Genomic DNA, 15,557 nt, shown 5'->3' on the forward strand with positions numbered 1-15,557 from the left:
TGGGGCCGATCCGGAAAGGTTGGATCCATGCCCGTCATCGACCGCATCGCCGATCTCTCGGAGGAGATCGCCGCCTGGCGGCGCGATCTCCACGCGCATCCGGAGCTCCAGTACGACGTCCACCGCACCGCCGGTTTCGTCGCGGAGAAGCTGCGCGCCTTCGGCTGCGACGAGGTCGCCACCGGCATCGGCCGCACCGGCGTCGTCGGCGTGATCCGCGGCCGGTCGCACGGCTCGAACCGGGCCATCGGCCTGCGCGCCGACATGGACGCCCTGCCGATCCATGAGATCCGCGACCTTCCCTACCGCTCGACCGTGCCGGGCAGGATGCATGCCTGCGGCCATGACGGGCACACCGCCATGCTGCTCGGTGCCGCGAAGTATCTCGCCGAGACCCGCGCCTTCGACGGCGACGCCGTGCTGATCTTCCAGCCGGCGGAGGAGGGCGGCGGCGGCGGCGAGGCCATGGTGCAGGACGGGATGATGGAGCGCTTCGGCATCGAGGCGGTCTACGGGCTGCACAACATCCCGGACCAGCCGCTCGGCACCTTCGCGATCCGCCCGGGCCCGATCATGGCCTCGACCGACCGCTTCACGATCGCGATCGAGGGCAGGGGCGGGCACGCGGCGCTGCCGCAGGCGGCCATCGACACGGTGCTGGCGGGAAGCCACATCGTCGTGGCGCTGCAATCCATCGTCGCGCGCACCGTCGATCCGCTCGATTCGGCTGTGGTCTCGGTCTGCGCGGTGGAGGCGGGCGAGGCCTTCAACGTGCTGCCGCAGACGGCCGAATTGCGCGGCACCATGCGGGCGCTGACGCCGGCCGTGCGCGACCTGATGCGCGCGCGTCTGGTGTCCATCGTCGAGAACGTGGCCGCGGCCTTCGGGGCGCGGGCGGGCATCGATTTCGCCAGCGGCTATCCGGCGACCGAGAACCACCCGGCCGAGACGGACTTCATGGCCGACGTCGCGGCGCAGGTCGTCGGCGAGGCCCGGGTGGATCGCGGGGTCGCCCCGATGATGGCCGCAGAGGATTTTTCCTACATGCTCGCCCACCGGCCGGGCGCCTACATCTTCATGGGCAACGGCCCCTCGGCCGGCCTGCACCACCCGGAATACGACTTCAACGACGCCGCGATCCCCTACGGCACCTCGCTGTGGGCGCGGATCATCGAGACGGGATTGCCGATCCGCGAGTGAGAGCCTGTTTGACTGCAGTGATCCCATCTCGCCCCTCATCCTGAGGTGCCGCGTGAGCGGCCTCGAAGGGTGCTCCAGATCCCGCGTGATTCCTGGAGCCCCCTTCGAGGCCTCCGCTGCGCTCCGGCATCTCAGGATGAGGGTCGGGATGGGAGCAGGGCTTTTCCTCTCGCCTTGCCGTGGCCTGACGAAGACACGTTGGCCGGTCAAACAGGCTCTGATACGACATCCGGTTGATGAGTTCGGCCTCTCCTGCGTCATCGCGAGGCGAAGCCGTGGCGATCCAGGGCGCGCCCTTTCCGGACCTGTCGCGCCCTGGATCGCTTCGCGGCCGCTCGCGAGGACGGAGTGCGGCGAAACCCGAAGCGATCGATCGGAAACGGTATGAGACGACGCGAGCCTTGCTCGGTCCGGTCGAAAACCGCTGCGGCACGGCCGAATGCGATGCTTCGGCGTCCGGCGCTTTTTGTGGGCATTTGTCCCACATAATCCGGAAACAAACCCGCGTCAGACACGGCGGATGCCCCCGACGGACATCCTCCCCGTGGCCGAGCGCAGTCCCGACGAACCGCCGCGCCTCTCGTCGCGCGACCTGCTCCTGGCCCTTCTGCTCATCCTTTGGATTGCCGCCGTCCTCGCGACCGAGCCGGGACCGGTGCGGCCGCCGCCGCCGCTCGTCCCCTACGGTGCGGCGGATGCGGCCTCACCGGCCACCGCTTCCAGCGCGCCGATATCGCCGCCGCCGATCAGGGGCAGGTGAGCGGTGATCCGCTCGATCGGCCAATCCCACCACGCCACGGCCCGGAGACGCGCGGCCTCCTCGTCCGAGAAGCGGCGCCGGACGACCCTTGCCGGGTTGCCGGCGACGATGGCGTAGGGCGGGACATCGGCCGCGACGACGGCGTGCGCCGCGACCACCGCGCCGTCGCCGACCGAGACGCCCGGCATCACGGTGCTGCGAAAGCCGAGCCACACGTCATGGCCGATCACGGTGTCGCCCCGGTTCGGAAAATCGAGTTCTTTCTCGTGCCGGCCGATCCAGGCCCCGCCGAAGATCGGGAAGGGATAGGTCGAGAGCCCGTCCAGCCGGTGGTTGCCGCCGTTCATCAGGAAGCGCGTGCCGGAGGCGATGGCACAGAACTTCCCGATCACCAGCCGGTCGCCGATGAAGGGAAAGTGGTAGAGGATCGCGTCGAGGAAGGCCTGCGGCCCGGCCGGATCGTCGTAGTAGGTGTAGGCACCGACTTCGACGTTCTCCGGCAGGGCGAGGTTGCGGATGAAGGTGACGCGCGCCTGCCCCGGGATCGGGTGCAGCGCGTTCGGATCCGGGCCGAGACCGTTCGCCGGCATGGTTTGCTCCCTCGTCGCGTGTGCCGTTCGACTCGATTGCAGCCGCCCGTGGCAGGATCGCGGCGCTGGAGGCCGAGGATCGTGCTCAGGGCCATCGCTCGAAGCCGCCTGAGCGGCTTCGCGGCGCGAAGAGCGCCGCGCGGAGCGGGCTTTTCAGGATGTCAGTCCTGAAAAGCATCGAGCGGAGCGAAAGCCCAAGGGGCCGAGATGTCCGCGGAGGCGGGCGCCGGCGACTGATACGCTATCCGGTTGATGAGTTCGGCCTGTCCTGCGTCATCGCGAGGCGAAGCCGTGGCGATCCAGGGCGCGACCTTTCCGGACCTGTCGCGCCCTGGATCGCTTCGCGGCCGCTCGCGATGACGGAGGGGGGCCAAACCCGAAGCGATCAATCGGAAACGGTATGAGGCCGGCAAAAACCAGGGCAATCGTTTTCAAGCGATTGCCCTGGGATCGTGCTTCGAACCGCTTGAATTCGCGGCGCGCCGGGGGTAAGTCACGGCTCAACATTTCTGGTGCAGTCGATAGGCTGCTTGCGGGAGTGGGCCCCCCGGGGTCCGCTCTTTTTTATTTCCCGCAAGGACCCCTGTACCGGAACTGCCAAGTTTTCATCCCGACTGAGTCTTTCGGAAAACGACAGCATGGCGGAGCCCACCGAGAAGCGGCTTGTCGGCGAAACGGGCGTCGCCGCGCGCGTGGCCCAGGTGGTCGAGGGACCGATCGAGGGCCTCGGCTTCCGGCTGGTGCGGGTGAAGGTCTCGACCGCGCAGGGCTGCACCGTGCAGATCATGGCCGAGCGGCCCGACGGCACCATGGGCGTCGACGAGTGCGAGACGGTGAGCCGCGCCATCTCGCCGATCCTCGATCTCGAAGATCCGGTCGGCGGTGCCTACCACCTCGAAGTCTCCTCGCCCGGCATCGACCGGCCGCTGGTGCGCGTCTCGGATTTCGAGCGCTGGGCCGGCTACGAGGCGAAGGTGGAGCTGGCCGTGCCGCTCGACGGGCGCAAGCGCTTCCGCGGCATCCTCGGCGGGCCGAGCGCCGACGGCGCCACGGTGCCGATCGACCTGCCCGACGTGAAGCCCGGCCTGCCGAGCCGCATCGACCTGCCGCTGCGCGATCTCGGCGAGGCGCATCTCGTCCTCACCGACGACCTGATCCGCGAATCGCTGCGCCGCGGCTCCGCCCCGCCGCAGGACGGCGACGACGAGGACGCGGATGAGGCCGACGAGGCGGAGGACGAGGCGCCGCAGATCCGCTTCATCCCGCAGCCGAAGCGGCCCAGGCCCAAACCCGACAAGCCTGTGAAGGCGAAGAAGCCCAGGCCCGGCGGCCCGACCGTCACCAAGGCCGCCCGCCTCAAGAACCGCGACACCCTGCACTGATTTTTTTCGCGTTTCCCCGTCCCGAGAGACGGGGGGTACGCCTGCAAGCACGACCTGAAGGAAGGACCAGGAACCATGGCCGTCGTCAGCGCCAACCGGCTCGAACTCCTGCAGATCGCCGACGCGGTCGCCCGCGAGAAGGTGATCGACCGCCAGATCGTCATCGAGGCGATGGAGGAGGCGATCGCCAAGGCCGCCCGCTCCCGCTACGGCGCCGAGACCGACGTCCACGCCGAGATCGACCCGAAGAGCGGGGCGCTGCGCCTGTCGCGCCACCTGCTCGTGGTCGATCAGGTCGAGAACGACGCCCGCGAGATCACCCTCGATCAGGCCCGCCACTACAATCCCGGCGCGCTCGTCGGCGACGTGATCTCCGACACCCTGCCGCCCTTCGATTTCGGCCGCGTCGCGGCGCAGTCGGCCAAGCAGGTGATCGTGCAGAAGGTGCGCGATGCCGAGCGCGCCCGCCAGTACGACGAGTACAAGGACCGCATCGGCGAGATCCTCAACGGCGTGGTCAAGCGCGTCGAGTACGGCAACGTCATCGTCGATCTCGGCCGCGGCGAGGGCATCGTCCGGCGCGACGAGATGATCCCGCGCGAGACCTTCCGCCCCGGCGACCGCATCCGCTCCTACCTGTTCGACGTGCGCTCGGAAGTGCGCGGACCGCAGATCTTCCTGTCGCGCTCGCACCCGCAGTTCATGGCCAAGCTGTTCGGCCAGGAAGTGCCGGAGATCTACGACGGCATCGTCGAGGTGAAGGCGGTGGCCCGCGATCCGGGCTCGCGCGCCAAGATCGCCGTCATCTCCCGCGATTCCTCGATCGATCCGGTCGGCGCCTGCGTCGGCATGCGCGGCTCCCGCGTCCAGGCGGTGGTCGGCGAACTCCAGGGCGAGAAGATCGACATCATCCCGTGGTCGGAGGATCAGGCGACCTTCATCGTCAACGCGTTGCAGCCGGCCGAGGTGGTCAAGGTGGTGCTCGACGAGGAGGCCGACCGCATCGAGGTGGTGGTGCCCGACGACCAGCTCTCGCTCGCCATCGGCCGCCGCGGCCAGAACGTGCGTCTGGCCTCGCAGCTCACCGGCTGGGACATCGACATCCTGACCGAGGCCGAGGAATCGGAGCGTCGCCAGAAGGAGTTCGCCGAGCGCACCCAGGTGTTCATGGAAGCGCTCGACGTGGACGAGACCGTCGGCCAACTGCTTGCGGCCGAAGGCTTCCGCAACGTCGAGGAGATCGCCTACGTCGACGTGGCCGAACTCTCCAACATCCAGGGCCTCGACGAGGAGACCGGCGCCGAGATCCAGGCCCGCGCGCAGGACTATCTCGCCCGCATCGAGCAGGAGCAGGACGACCGCCGCCGCGAACTCGGCGTCGCGGACGAACTGCGCGAGATCGAGGGCGTCACCACCGCCATGATGGTGGCGCTGGGCGAGAACGAGGTGAAGTCGGTCGAGGATCTCGCCGGATGTGCCACCGACGACCTCGTCGGCTACACCGAGGGCCGTGGCCCCGAGGCCGTGCGCCATGCCGGCTACCTCGACGGCTTCGAGCTGTCGCGGGCCGAGGCCGAAGCGCTCATCATGGCCGCCCGTCTGCACGCCGGCTGGATCGAGGCGCTGCCCGAGCCGGGGGGCGAGGCCGCCGAGGGCGAGGAGGCGGACGAGGAGGCCGCGGCCGAGCCGCAGCAGGCCTGAGCGAAGGGCAGGGCACCGCGATGCAGGACATGACCGTGCAGGGGGAGGCGGCCGGGACCGGCCCGGAGCTCGACCGCGGCCCCGGCCGCGGCCGGGAGCCCGTGCGCACCTGCATCGTCACCCGCACGGCGCAGTCGCCCTCCGGCCTGATCCGCTTCGTGCTGGGGCCGGACGGCACGGTGGTGCCGGACCTGCGCGCCCGCCTGCCGGGCCGCGGCGCATGGGTCACCGCCACCCGCGCCACGGTCGAGGCGGCGGTCAAGCGCCGCGCCTTCAACCGCGCGTTCAGGACGAGCGAGGCGAAGGTCGCGCCCGACCTCGCGGAGCAGGTCTCGGACGGTCTGCGCACCGACCTGCGTCAGGCGCTGGCGCTCGCCAACAAGGCCGGTTGCGTCGTCACCGGCTTCGGCAAGGTCGAGTCGGCGGTGCTCGGTGCCGGGGGCGTCGCGGCCCTGATTCACGCCAGCGACGCCGCCGCGGACGGTCGCCGCAAGCTCGCCGCCGCCTTGCGGCGCCGCTACGGCGATGCCATATCGGTCATTCCCGTCGTCGATGACCTGTCCAACGCCGAATTGGACATGGCATTGGGCCGGGATCATGTGATACACGCTGCCCTCATCGCGGGAGCCGGCACCACCGGCTATCTCGCGCGTTGGCGTCGGTTCCGCACCTTCGAGGGTATGGCGTCGGCGTCCGAGGAGGACGCCCCGCTCGATGCTGGGCCGGCCGCCTTTGATTCGCACGACGACGGAATGAGATGACAATCGGCCGGGCATGCCCGCCGCCGGCCGACGGGACGATGGAAGCCCTCAGGGTTCAGACTGAATGAGCGATACGAACAATCCGGGTGACAAGACGCAGACCAGGGCCCCGTCGAAGCCGTTGACGCTGAAGCGTCCGGTCGAGCAGGGAACGGTCCGTCAGAGCTTCTCCCACGGGCGGTCGAAGTCCGTCGTGGTCGAGACGGTGAAGCGGCGCACGATCGGTGCCGCCCCCGGAACGGTCGCGTCCCGCGAGCCCGTCGCCGCGCCGCCGCCGCGTCCGGCCTCCGTCGCGCCCGCTGCGGCGGTCCGGCCGGCCGGCCGCTCGGCCTCGGGCGTCGTCCTGCGCACGCTGAGCGAGCAGGAGCGGGACGCCCGCGCCGCCGCGCTCGCCGACGCGCAGCGCCGCGAGTCGGAGGCCCGCACCCGGGCCGAGGCCGAGGCGCAGGCCCGCCGCGACCGTGAGGAGGCCGAGCGCCGCGAGCGCGAGGCCGCCGAGGCCCGTCGCCGCGAGGAGGAGGAGCGCCGTCGCCAGGAGGACGAGCTGCGCCGCAAGGCCGCCGAGGATTCGCGCCGCCGCGGCGAGGAGGAGGCCGCCCGCGCCGCCGCGGCGCCGGCTCCCGAGGCGCCTGCGGACGCCCCGGCCGCTGCGCCGGTTGCGGCTTCCGCGCCCGCCGCCCGTCCGGCCCCCGCTCCGGCGCGCCCGGCCGCCCCGTCTTCCGCCGCGCGCCCGGGCGGTGCTCCGCAGCGTCCCGCCGCTGCCGGCGCCCGGCCCGCGCCGAGTGCGGCCCGTCCGGCCGCGCCGCAGCCGCTGGCCGAGCCGCGCCGCACCATCACCGCGGACGTGAAGAAGCCGCGCGACCTCAACTTCATGGCCCGTCCGACCCCGGCGCCGGAGCCCGAGAAGGCGCCGAGCCCGACGACCGCCGCCCGCCCCGCGGGTGCGGGGGCCGCCGCGCGTCCCGCCGGCCGTCCCGGCGCCGCTGCGGCCGAGGAGGAGGCGGACACCAAGCGGGTGATCCGTCGCCCCGGCATGCCGCTCAAGATCATCACGCCGCCCAAGACGCCGAAATCGCCGGGCGGCGACCGCAACCGCGGCCGTCTCACCATCGCCAACGCCACGGCGGGCGAGGACGAGCGCACGCGCTCCGTCGCCTCCTTCCGCCGCCGCCAGCAGCGCATGAGCGGCCATCGGCACGAAGAGTCCAAGGAGAAGATCGCCCGCGACGTGACAATCCCCGAGACGATCACCATCCAAGAGCTCGCCAACCGCATGTCCGAGCGTGCGGTCGACGTCATCCGTCTGCTGATGAAGCAGGGCCAGATCCACAAGATCACCGACGTGATCGATTCGGACACCGCCCAGCTCATCGCCGAGGAGATGGGCCACACGGTCCGCCGCGTCGCCGAGTCGGACGTCGAGGAGGGTCTGACCTCCGACGAGCCGGATCTGGAGGAGGATCTCGAGCCGCGTCCGCCGGTCGTGACGATCATGGGTCACGTCGATCACGGCAAGACCTCGCTGCTCGACGCCATCCGCGCGGCGAACGTGGTCGAGGGCGAGGCCGGCGGCATCACCCAGCATATCGGCGCCTATCAGGTGTCGGCGCCCTCGGGCGACCTCATCACCTTCATCGACACCCCCGGCCACGCGGCCTTCACCTCCATGCGCGCCCGCGGCGCCAAGGTGACGGATATCGTCGTGATCGTGGTGGCGGCCGATGACGGCGTGATGCCCCAGACCGTCGAGGCGATTCACCACGCCAAGGCGGCGGGCGTCCCGATGATCATCGCCATCAACAAGATGGACAAGGCGGACGCGAACCCGCAGCGGGTGCGCACCGAGCTGCTGCAGCACGACATCCAGGTCGAGTCGATGGGCGGCGAGACCCTGGAGTTCGAGGTCTCGGCCAAGACCGGCGATGGCCTGCCCGCCCTGCTCGAAGGTCTGCAGCTCCAGTCCGAGATCATGAACCTGCGCGCCAACGAGAAGCGCGACGGCGAGGGCACCGTGATCGAGGCCCAGCTCGACCGCGGCCGCGGCCCGGTGGCGACCGTGCTCGTGCAGCGCGGCACCCTGTTCACCGGTGATATCGTCGTGGCCGGTGCCGAGTGGGGCCGCATCCGCGCGCTCATCGACGACACCGGCAAGCACATCCCCTACGCCGGTCCGTCGGTCCCGGTGGAGGTGCTCGGCTTCAACGGCACGCCGGACGCCGGTGACCGCGTGATCGTGGTGCCGAACGAGGCCCGCGCCCGCGAGGTCACCGAGTACCGCGCCCGGATCAAGCGCGACCGCCTGAACGCCCGCACCGGCGGCGCCAACCGCTCCCTCGTCGACATGATGCGCGAGGCCAAGGAAGGCGCCGGCCGCAAGGAACTGCCGATCGTCATCAAGGGCGACGTGCAGGGTTCCGTCGAGGCCATCAACGGTGCGCTCACCGCCCTCGGCAACGACGAGGTCGGCGTGCGCATCCTGCTCTCGGGCGTGGGCGGCATCACCGAGTCGGACATCACCCTCGCCAAGGCCTCCAAGGCGGTGGTGATCGGCTTCAACGTGCGCGCCCACAAGGAGGCGCGCGCCTCGGCCGAGCGCGAAGGCACCGAGATCCGCTACTACGGCATCATCTACGACCTCGTGGACGACATCAAAGCCACGCTGTCGGGGATGCTGCCGCCGACGCTGCGCGAGGAGCGTCTCGGCGAGGCGCAGATCCTGCAGATCTTCGACGTGTCGAAGGTCGGCAAGATCGCCGGTTGCCGCGTCATGGAGGGTGTGGTCCAGCGCGGCGCCCATGTCCGCCTGCTGCGCAACGACGTGGTGATCCACGAGGGCAAGCTGGCTCAACTGAAGCGCCTCAAGGACGACGCCAAGGAAGTCATCGCCGGCTACGAGTGCGGTATGTCCTTCGAGAGCTACCAGGACATGCGGGTGGGCGACTTCATCGAGTGCTTCCGGGTCGAGGAGATCCGCCGCACGCTCTGAGCGGCCCTCTTCCGCCGCTCTTCGAGAAGCGGGGCCGCGGCGAAAGCTGCGGCCCCCTTTGTTTCAGGCACGAACCTTGCGCCTCAGCGACGTCGATCCCCGATGGCTCAGAAGCAGACTTCCTCCGGTCCCTCGCAGCGCCAGCAGCGCGTGGCCGAACTCGTGCGCCATGCCCTGGCCGAAGTGCTCCAGCGCGGCGACATCCAGGATCCGGTGCTCGGCTCCCACGTCGTCACCGTGCCCGAGGTGCGGATGTCGCCGGACCTCAAGCTCGCCACCGCCTACGTCATGCCGCTCGGCGGACAGGACGAGGCGCCGGTGATCGCCGCGCTCGACCGCCACAAGAAGATCCTCCGCCAGGAGGTGGCCCGGCGGGTGAACCTGAAATACGCCCCCGAACTGCGCTTCCGCCGGGACGAGACCTTCGACGAGGCCGCCCGCATCGCCCGGCTGCTGCGCAGCGAGAAGGTCCAACGGGATCTCGACAGCGCACCCCGCGCCGAAGACGAGGCCGAACCGGATTCGCCCTCGCGCGATTGATGTCGATCCGGGCGGTTTTTCTCAAGCCGCCCACTCACCCTTCGGGCCGGTTGTTCGGGCCCGTGGACGGGACGAGTCCGTCGAAAAGACCCGTCGCAAGAAAAGACCCGTCGATCGAGGACAGGATGCAGGACGAGATTTCTTCCGAGCGCGCCGTCGAGGCGCCGCAGGGGCCGCGCGGCGATGTCCGGCGCGATGGGCCGCCGCAGGGCGGACGCCGACCCCAGCGCGGTCGACCGCGCCATGACCGCCCGAAGAAGAACGACGTGAGCGGCTGGGTGGTGCTCGACAAGGGCGTCGGCATCACCTCGACCCAGGCCGTGGCCGTGGTGAAGCGCCTGTTCAATGCCAAGAAGGCCGGCCACGCCGGCACCCTCGACCCGCTCGCCTCCGGCATCCTGCCGATCGCGCTCGGCGAGGCGACCAAGACCGTCCCCTTCGTCATGGACGGCCGCAAGGCCTATCGCTTCGAGGTGACCTGGGGCGTCGAGACCGATACCGACGACGCGGAGGGCCGCCCGGTCGAGACCTCCGGGAACCGGCCGACCCGCGAGGCGGTGGAGGCGGCGCTGCCGGCCTTCGTCGGCGAGATCGAGCAGGTGCCGCCGCGCTTCTCCGCCATCAAGATCCAGGGCGAGCGCGCCTACGACCTCGCCCGCGACGGCGAGGTGGTGGAACTCGTCGCCCGGGCCGTGCGCATCGACCACCTCTCGGTGATCGAGCATCACGGCGACCGCACGGTGATCGCCGCCGAGTGCGGCAAGGGCACCTATGTCCGCGCGCTCGCCCGCGATCTCGGGCGCACGCTCGGCTGCTGCGGCCACGTCTCCGCCCTGCGGCGCACCCGCGTCGGCCCCTTCGAGGAGGCGGGCGCCTGCACCGTCGCCGCGCTGGAGGAGAGCACGGAGATGCATCTCCGCGCCGTCGAGACCGCCCTGGACGAGATCCCCTCGGTCGCGGTGAGCCGCGATATGGGATTGCGCCTGATGCGCGGTCAGCCGGTGATCCTGCGCGGCCACGACGCGCCGATGGAGGGCAAGGTCTACGCGACCTGCGGTGGCGTCCTCGTCGCGGTCGGCGACGTCGAGCGCGGGGAATTGGTCCCGCATCGCGTGTTCCATCTGGGTGGAACGGCGCAGCAGAGAAACTGAGGAAAAGATCGGCGTCTGTTGCGTAACACACATGCTCTGCCTGCAAAGACGATCATAGGGCATTGAACGTCATGAGGAGGAGTAGCCGGCTTCATTTAACCTCGGATCAATCCGACTCTTCTTAGAAGCCCGCTATCCTCATCGAATGGTGGGCTTTTCCATGCGCGTGTCTCTCGGCCTCAAGCTGGCCACCGTCGTCGGGCTGCTCGGCCTCGTCGGAGCCGGCATATCCGCTTTCGCTCTCAGGCAGGCCGCGCAGCAGCAGGCGCGAGATGCCCTCACGGAGTCCTTCTGGAACGCCGGGCTCCAGGCGCGTGGCCTCGCCCAGGCCATCGAGCACGCCGTCGTCCAGGCGACCGCCCTCTATACCGCCGCGGATACGGCCGAAGCGAAGGATCGCCTGTCCGCCCTGCAGGTGGCGCTCGCTGCGGTCGAGGAGGCCCGCGCTCCCTTCCTCGCCGCCATGGAGAGTCATCTGCCGCCGGAGAAGCGGCGCCGGCTCGATCTTTCGGTAAAGGAGTTCGTCGCCTACCAGACCGAGACCGCCGAACTCGGCCTGACGCTCTCGCCCCGCGCCGCCCTGATCCAGGCGAGCGACGAGGCGACGGTGAAGAACCGCGAGCGCATGGTCGGCGAGATCGGCGCGCTCGGACGCGACGTGCTCGCGCGGCTCGACGGGCAGCGCGAGGCGGCCGCCCAGGCGCAGCGGACGGGGTTCGTCACCCTCATCGCCGCACCGGCCGCGGCTCTCGTCCTGGCGCTGCTCGCCGCCTTCTGGATCATCCGGACCCAGATCCAGCGCCCGCTGCACCGGCTCAAGGCGACGATGCAGGCGCTGGCCGACGACCGCCTCGACGCGGCGGTGCCGTTCACGACGCATCGCGACGAGGTCGGCGAGATGGCAGCGGCCATCGCGCATTTCCGCGCCGCGCTCATCGAGAAGCGCGAACTCGACGCCGCTGCCCGCGAGCGGCTGGCGGAAGACGGTGCCCGCGGCGCGCGCCTGGCCGCGGCGACCCAAGCCTTCGAGGACGAGACCCGGCGCGCGATCGCCGATCTCGCCGGCTCGGCGCAGGCCATGCGCTCGGCCGCCGACCGACTGCGCGAGACCGCGAGCGACACGACCCTACGCGCGGTGCAGGTCGCGGGCGCGTCCGATCAATCGGCCGGCGTGGTGGACAGCATCGCCGGCGCGGCCGAGGAGCTGTCGAGTTCGGCCCACGGCATCGGCGAGCGCGTCCGCCACGCCAGCCGGATCGCCGAGACCGCGCTCGCCGACGCCCGCGGGCTGGAGACGACGGTCGTGGCCCTGTCACGGGCGGCGGAGGAAGTCGGCACCGTGGTGACCTTGATCCGCACGGTCGCCGAGCAGACCAACCTCCTGGCCCTGAACGCGACCATCGAGGCCGCCCGCGCGGGTGAAGCCGGTCGCGGCTTCGCCGTGGTGGCGGGCGAGGTGAAGGCACTCGCCGGCCAGACGGCGACGGCGACCGATCGGATCGCCGCCCAGGTCGCGGCGATCCAGCAGGCCGCCGACGGCACGAGCGCGGCCATCGGCGAGATCGGGCGGACGATCGCGCAGCTCAGCCTGATCGCCACGGAGGTCGCGGCGGCGGCCGAGCAGCAGGGCCAGGCGAGCCACGAGATCGCCCGCTCCATCGCCGGCGCCGCGTCCGATGCCCGAACCGTCTCGGAGAGCATCGCCGGAGTCCGCGCGGCGGCGGTCTCGAACGAGGAGCGCTCCGACGAGGTTCGGGTCGGCGCGGGTCAGGTCGGGGAGGGCAGTGCCACCCTTCAGGCGGCGATCGGCACATTCCTGGAGCGCGTGCACGCGGCCTGAGCGAGGGCGCCGCGCGTCATCGCGCGAAAGAAGAACGCCGCCCCGTTCGAGGGCGGCGTCTCGGTTCGATCCGTGAAAAGCCTTCAGGCGGCGGCCTTCGCCTTGCCGAGCAGCTTGCGGTTCACCAGCACCTCGGCGATCTGCACCGCGTTGAGGGCCGCGCCCTTGCGCAGGTTGTCCGAGACGCACCAGAAGTTCAGGCCGTTCTCGACCGTGGCGTCCTCGCGAATGCGGGAGATGTAGGTGGCATCCTCGCCCGCCGCCTCGTGGGGAGTCATGTAGCCGCCGTTCTCGCGCTTGTCGATCACCAGAACGCCCGGCGCCGAGCGCAGGATCTCGGTGGCCTGCTCCGCGCTGATCGGCTGCTCGAACTCGACGTTGACCGCCTCGGCATGGCCGATGAAGACCGGCACCCGCACCGCGGTCGCCGTGAGCTTGATCTTGGGATCGAGCATCTTCTTGGTCTCGGCGACCATCTTCCACTCTTCCTTCGTGTAGCCGTCCTCCATGAACACGTCGATGTGCGGGATGACGTTGAAGGCGATGCGCTTGGTGAACTTCTTCGTCACGACCTCGCCGGCCGTGAACACGGCGCGGGTCTGGTTGAACAGCTCGTCCATGGCGTCCTTGCCGGCGCCGGAGACCGACTGATAGGTCGAGACCACGACGCGCTTGATCGTCGCCGCCTCGTGCAGCGGCTTCAGCGCGACGACGAGCTGCGCGGTCGAGCAGTTCGGGTTGGCGATGATGTTGCGCTTGGTGAAGCCCGCGACCGCGTCGGCGTTCACCTCGGGCACGATCAGCGGCACGTCGGCGTCGTAGCGGAACGCGGACGAGTTATCGATCACCACGCAACCCTGCTGGCCGATGCGCGGGCTCCACTCCTTGGACGCCTCGCCGCCTGCCGACATCAGGCAGATGTCGGTGTCGGAGAAGTCGTAGGTGTCGAGCGCTTTGACCTTGAGAATCCTGTCGCCGAAGGAGACATCCTGGCCCTGGCTGCGGCGCGAGGCCAGCGCCACGACCTCGTCGGCCGGGAAGGCGCGCTCGGCCAGAATGTCGAGCATCTCGCGGCCCACGTTGCCCGTGGCTCCGACGACGGCGACCTTGTAACCCATCTCATCAAACTCCGCTGCGCGGGCGATGTCACCGGCCCGCCTCCTCCCGTGGCCGGCGGACACACCGCTCCGGACCGCTTTTCGGGAAGATTCCATAGGCGCGAGAACCCGCCCGATTCCGCGATCAGGTGGGCTTTTCGCGCGGCGCGAGCAAGATGCCCGACGCGCCCGCCTGTCAAGGGGGACGGGGCGGAACGACAGGCCATCGCGCGAAGCCGCCTGAGCGGCTTCGCGGCGCCAAGGGACACGACCAAGAGCGCCGCCAAGAGCGCCGCGCGGAGCGAGAGCTTGAAGCCCGCGCAGGCGGGCGCCGGCGACTGAGGCCGGCCAAAGAAAACCAGGGCCATCGCTTGAAGCGATGGCCCTGAACGATGCTCAGGGCTGCGAACTCGGGTTGACGGGATGCGTCCGTTGGATGCGATCTCGCCGCCACGGCACCGGACGATCGTCATCGGTCCGCGCCTGTGACGGGCCGTCGGCGACGACAACCCTCGATTCACCAACGGGCGAGAATTGCGGGGAGGGAGCCGGGTGTCGCAACCGGCTGGTGGCGACGAGCCCGGCAGAGAGGGCGTGACGGCGAGGGCCTCTGCGGCCCCGCGGACCCGACACAGGCCTGCGCCCATGCTCCCCCATCCGGACGACGCCTTCGATCGGACCGGCGACCTCGCGATCCTGCCGCGTCCGCGTCCCTTCCGCGGGGCGCGCCTCGCGGTCAAGCTCGCGGCCTGCGCGGCGCTGATCGCCGGCCTGTCCCTCGTGGCCCGCGAACGCGCCGCGGCCCCCGAGCCGCCGCACGTCTGGAGCGAGCCGCCGCGGGCGGCGGAGGGCGCGCGCCGGGCCGTGGCCGCCACCGAGCCGCTCCTGACGCTGCGCGAGGATCCGGCCGAGCTTCCGCCGCAGCCGGAACCGACCCGCTGGAACGCCGCCAGCGGGCAGCGCGAGGATGGGACGGGCAGCGGCAGCTTCGACATGATCGAGGCGCCCTACCTCCTCGTCACCGCGACGGATTCGGGCGGACGGAGCGAGTCCGTTCCGAGCCTGTTCGTGACCCTGGTGCGGCGGGCGGCGGACGGGCGCGGCCTCTCCGTCACCCGCACCGGCGAGCGCGGCACCGTCGCGACCCGGCTGGGCGGTTTCGAGACCGTCGAAGCGACCTTGACGGGCGCGGGCAAGCGCACCTGCACCGGCTTCCGCAGCCTCGACCTGAGGGCCGTCGCCGTCGATGGCTGGCTCTGCGGCATCCTGGGCCAGGCGCCCGAACCGCGCGCCGTGGCCTGCGCCGTCGACCGGATCGTCCTGGCCGGCCGCGTGACGGCAACGTTCGGTGCCGACGCCTTCACAGCCCCGAGCGCCTGCCGCTCGGACGATGTCGCCGGAGCAGGGCCGGGCGATCGCACCGGTTCGATCGCCATCGCCGAGGCGGCGTCGCCGAGAAACAATGCGGCAAAATCGCGGCGATAATGACGAAGCGCGGCCTTATTTCGGGAACAACGGCCACGCCGGAACGTCTACTCTGCAACGACGG

11 protein-coding genes are annotated in these 15,557 nt (G+C 70.6%); 9 read left to right on the forward strand and 2 right to left on the reverse strand.

Annotation, left to right across the window (positions count from 1 at the left end):
* The first annotated feature begins 27 nt into the window (after window positions 1–27).
* A complete protein-coding gene (locus PGN25_15785) occupies window positions 28–1,200 on the forward strand; it encodes a M20 family metallopeptidase (GenBank protein MEH3118998.1) in 1,173 nt (390 codons plus the stop codon).
* A 681-nt stretch (window positions 1,201–1,881) separates the two neighbouring features.
* Here PGN25_15785 and PGN25_15790 read toward each other — a convergent pair.
* On the reverse strand, window positions 1,882–2,550 hold the full coding sequence (locus tag PGN25_15790) for a CatB-related O-acetyltransferase (protein MEH3118999.1): 669 nt from the start codon (window positions 2,548–2,550) through the stop codon (window positions 1,882–1,884).
* Between the two features lie 638 nt (window positions 2,551–3,188).
* On the opposite strand from PGN25_15790, the gene rimP reads away from it, so the two are divergent.
* The 7 genes from rimP to PGN25_15825 all read left to right on the forward strand — a co-directional run bounded on the left by rimP (window position 3,189) and on the right by PGN25_15825 (window position 12,911).
* The gene (rimP, locus tag PGN25_15795) at window positions 3,189–3,932 is read left to right on the forward strand and encodes a ribosome maturation factor RimP (protein ID MEH3119000.1); all 744 of its coding nucleotides are present in this window, start codon (window positions 3,189–3,191) and stop codon (window positions 3,930–3,932) included.
* Window positions 3,933–4,007: 75 nt separating this feature from the next.
* A complete protein-coding gene (gene nusA / locus PGN25_15800; GenBank protein MEH3119001.1) occupies window positions 4,008–5,633 on the forward strand; it encodes a transcription termination factor NusA in 1,626 nt (541 codons plus the stop codon).
* Window positions 5,634–5,653: 20 nt separating this feature from the next.
* Complete coding sequence (locus PGN25_15805) at window positions 5,654–6,394, forward strand: RNA-binding protein (GenBank protein MEH3119002.1); 741 nt, start codon at window positions 5,654–5,656, stop codon at window positions 6,392–6,394.
* A 64-nt stretch (window positions 6,395–6,458) separates the two neighbouring features.
* Window positions 6,459–9,380 (forward strand): translation initiation factor IF-2, encoded by a 2,922-nt coding sequence (infB, locus tag PGN25_15810; protein ID MEH3119003.1) that lies wholly within the window; start codon window positions 6,459–6,461, stop codon window positions 9,378–9,380.
* 102 nt (window positions 9,381–9,482) lie between these two features.
* Window positions 9,483–9,920: a 30S ribosome-binding factor RbfA gene (gene rbfA, locus PGN25_15815; GenBank protein MEH3119004.1), complete on the forward strand. Its 438-nt coding sequence runs from the start codon at window positions 9,483–9,485 to the stop codon at window positions 9,918–9,920.
* Window positions 9,921–10,045: 125 nt separating this feature from the next.
* The gene (truB, locus tag PGN25_15820; protein MEH3119005.1) at window positions 10,046–11,071 is read left to right on the forward strand and encodes a tRNA pseudouridine(55) synthase TruB; all 1,026 of its coding nucleotides are present in this window, start codon (window positions 10,046–10,048) and stop codon (window positions 11,069–11,071) included.
* Window positions 11,072–11,231: 160 nt separating this feature from the next.
* Window positions 11,232–12,911, forward strand: a complete 1,680-nt coding sequence (locus tag PGN25_15825; protein ID MEH3119006.1) for a methyl-accepting chemotaxis protein — start codon at window positions 11,232–11,234, stop codon at window positions 12,909–12,911.
* 83 nt (window positions 12,912–12,994) lie between these two features.
* On the opposite strand, the gene PGN25_15830 is transcribed toward PGN25_15825, so the two are convergent.
* Window positions 12,995–14,029, reverse strand: coding sequence for an aspartate-semialdehyde dehydrogenase (locus PGN25_15830; protein ID MEH3119007.1), 1,035 nt, complete (start codon window positions 14,027–14,029; stop codon window positions 12,995–12,997).
* A gap of 624 nt (window positions 14,030–14,653) precedes the next feature.
* Between PGN25_15830 and PGN25_15835 the strand changes: the two genes are divergently transcribed.
* Complete coding sequence (locus tag PGN25_15835; GenBank protein MEH3119008.1) at window positions 14,654–15,493, forward strand: hypothetical protein; 840 nt, start codon at window positions 14,654–14,656, stop codon at window positions 15,491–15,493.
* Window positions 15,494–15,557 lie beyond the last annotated feature (64 nt).

The organism is Methylorubrum populi, from assembly GCA_036946625.1.
In the GTDB taxonomy this organism is placed as follows: domain Bacteria; phylum Pseudomonadota; class Alphaproteobacteria; order Rhizobiales; family Beijerinckiaceae; genus Methylobacterium; species Methylobacterium populi_C.

Bases quoted from the DNA above. Each gene is read 5' to 3' on its own strand.
- PGN25_15785 (MEH3118998.1), top strand. From the start codon at position 28: ATGCCCGTCATCGACCGCATCGCCGATCTCTCGGAGGAGATCGCCGCC.
- PGN25_15790 (MEH3118999.1), bottom strand. From the start codon at position 2,550: ATGCCGGCGAACGGTCTCGGCCCGGATCCGAACGCGCTGCACCCGATC.
- rimP (MEH3119000.1), top strand. From the start codon at position 3,189: ATGGCGGAGCCCACCGAGAAGCGGCTTGTCGGCGAAACGGGCGTCGCC.
- nusA (MEH3119001.1), top strand. From the start codon at position 4,008: ATGGCCGTCGTCAGCGCCAACCGGCTCGAACTCCTGCAGATCGCCGAC.
- PGN25_15805 (MEH3119002.1), top strand. From the start codon at position 5,654: ATGCAGGACATGACCGTGCAGGGGGAGGCGGCCGGGACCGGCCCGGAG.
- infB (MEH3119003.1), top strand. From the start codon at position 6,459: ATGAGCGATACGAACAATCCGGGTGACAAGACGCAGACCAGGGCCCCG.
- rbfA (MEH3119004.1), top strand. From the start codon at position 9,483: ATGGCTCAGAAGCAGACTTCCTCCGGTCCCTCGCAGCGCCAGCAGCGC.
- truB (MEH3119005.1), top strand. From the start codon at position 10,046: ATGCAGGACGAGATTTCTTCCGAGCGCGCCGTCGAGGCGCCGCAGGGG.
- PGN25_15825 (MEH3119006.1), top strand. From the start codon at position 11,232: ATGCGCGTGTCTCTCGGCCTCAAGCTGGCCACCGTCGTCGGGCTGCTC.
- PGN25_15830 (MEH3119007.1), bottom strand. From the start codon at position 14,029: ATGGGTTACAAGGTCGCCGTCGTCGGAGCCACGGGCAACGTGGGCCGC.
- PGN25_15835 (MEH3119008.1), top strand. From the start codon at position 14,654: ATGCTCCCCCATCCGGACGACGCCTTCGATCGGACCGGCGACCTCGCG.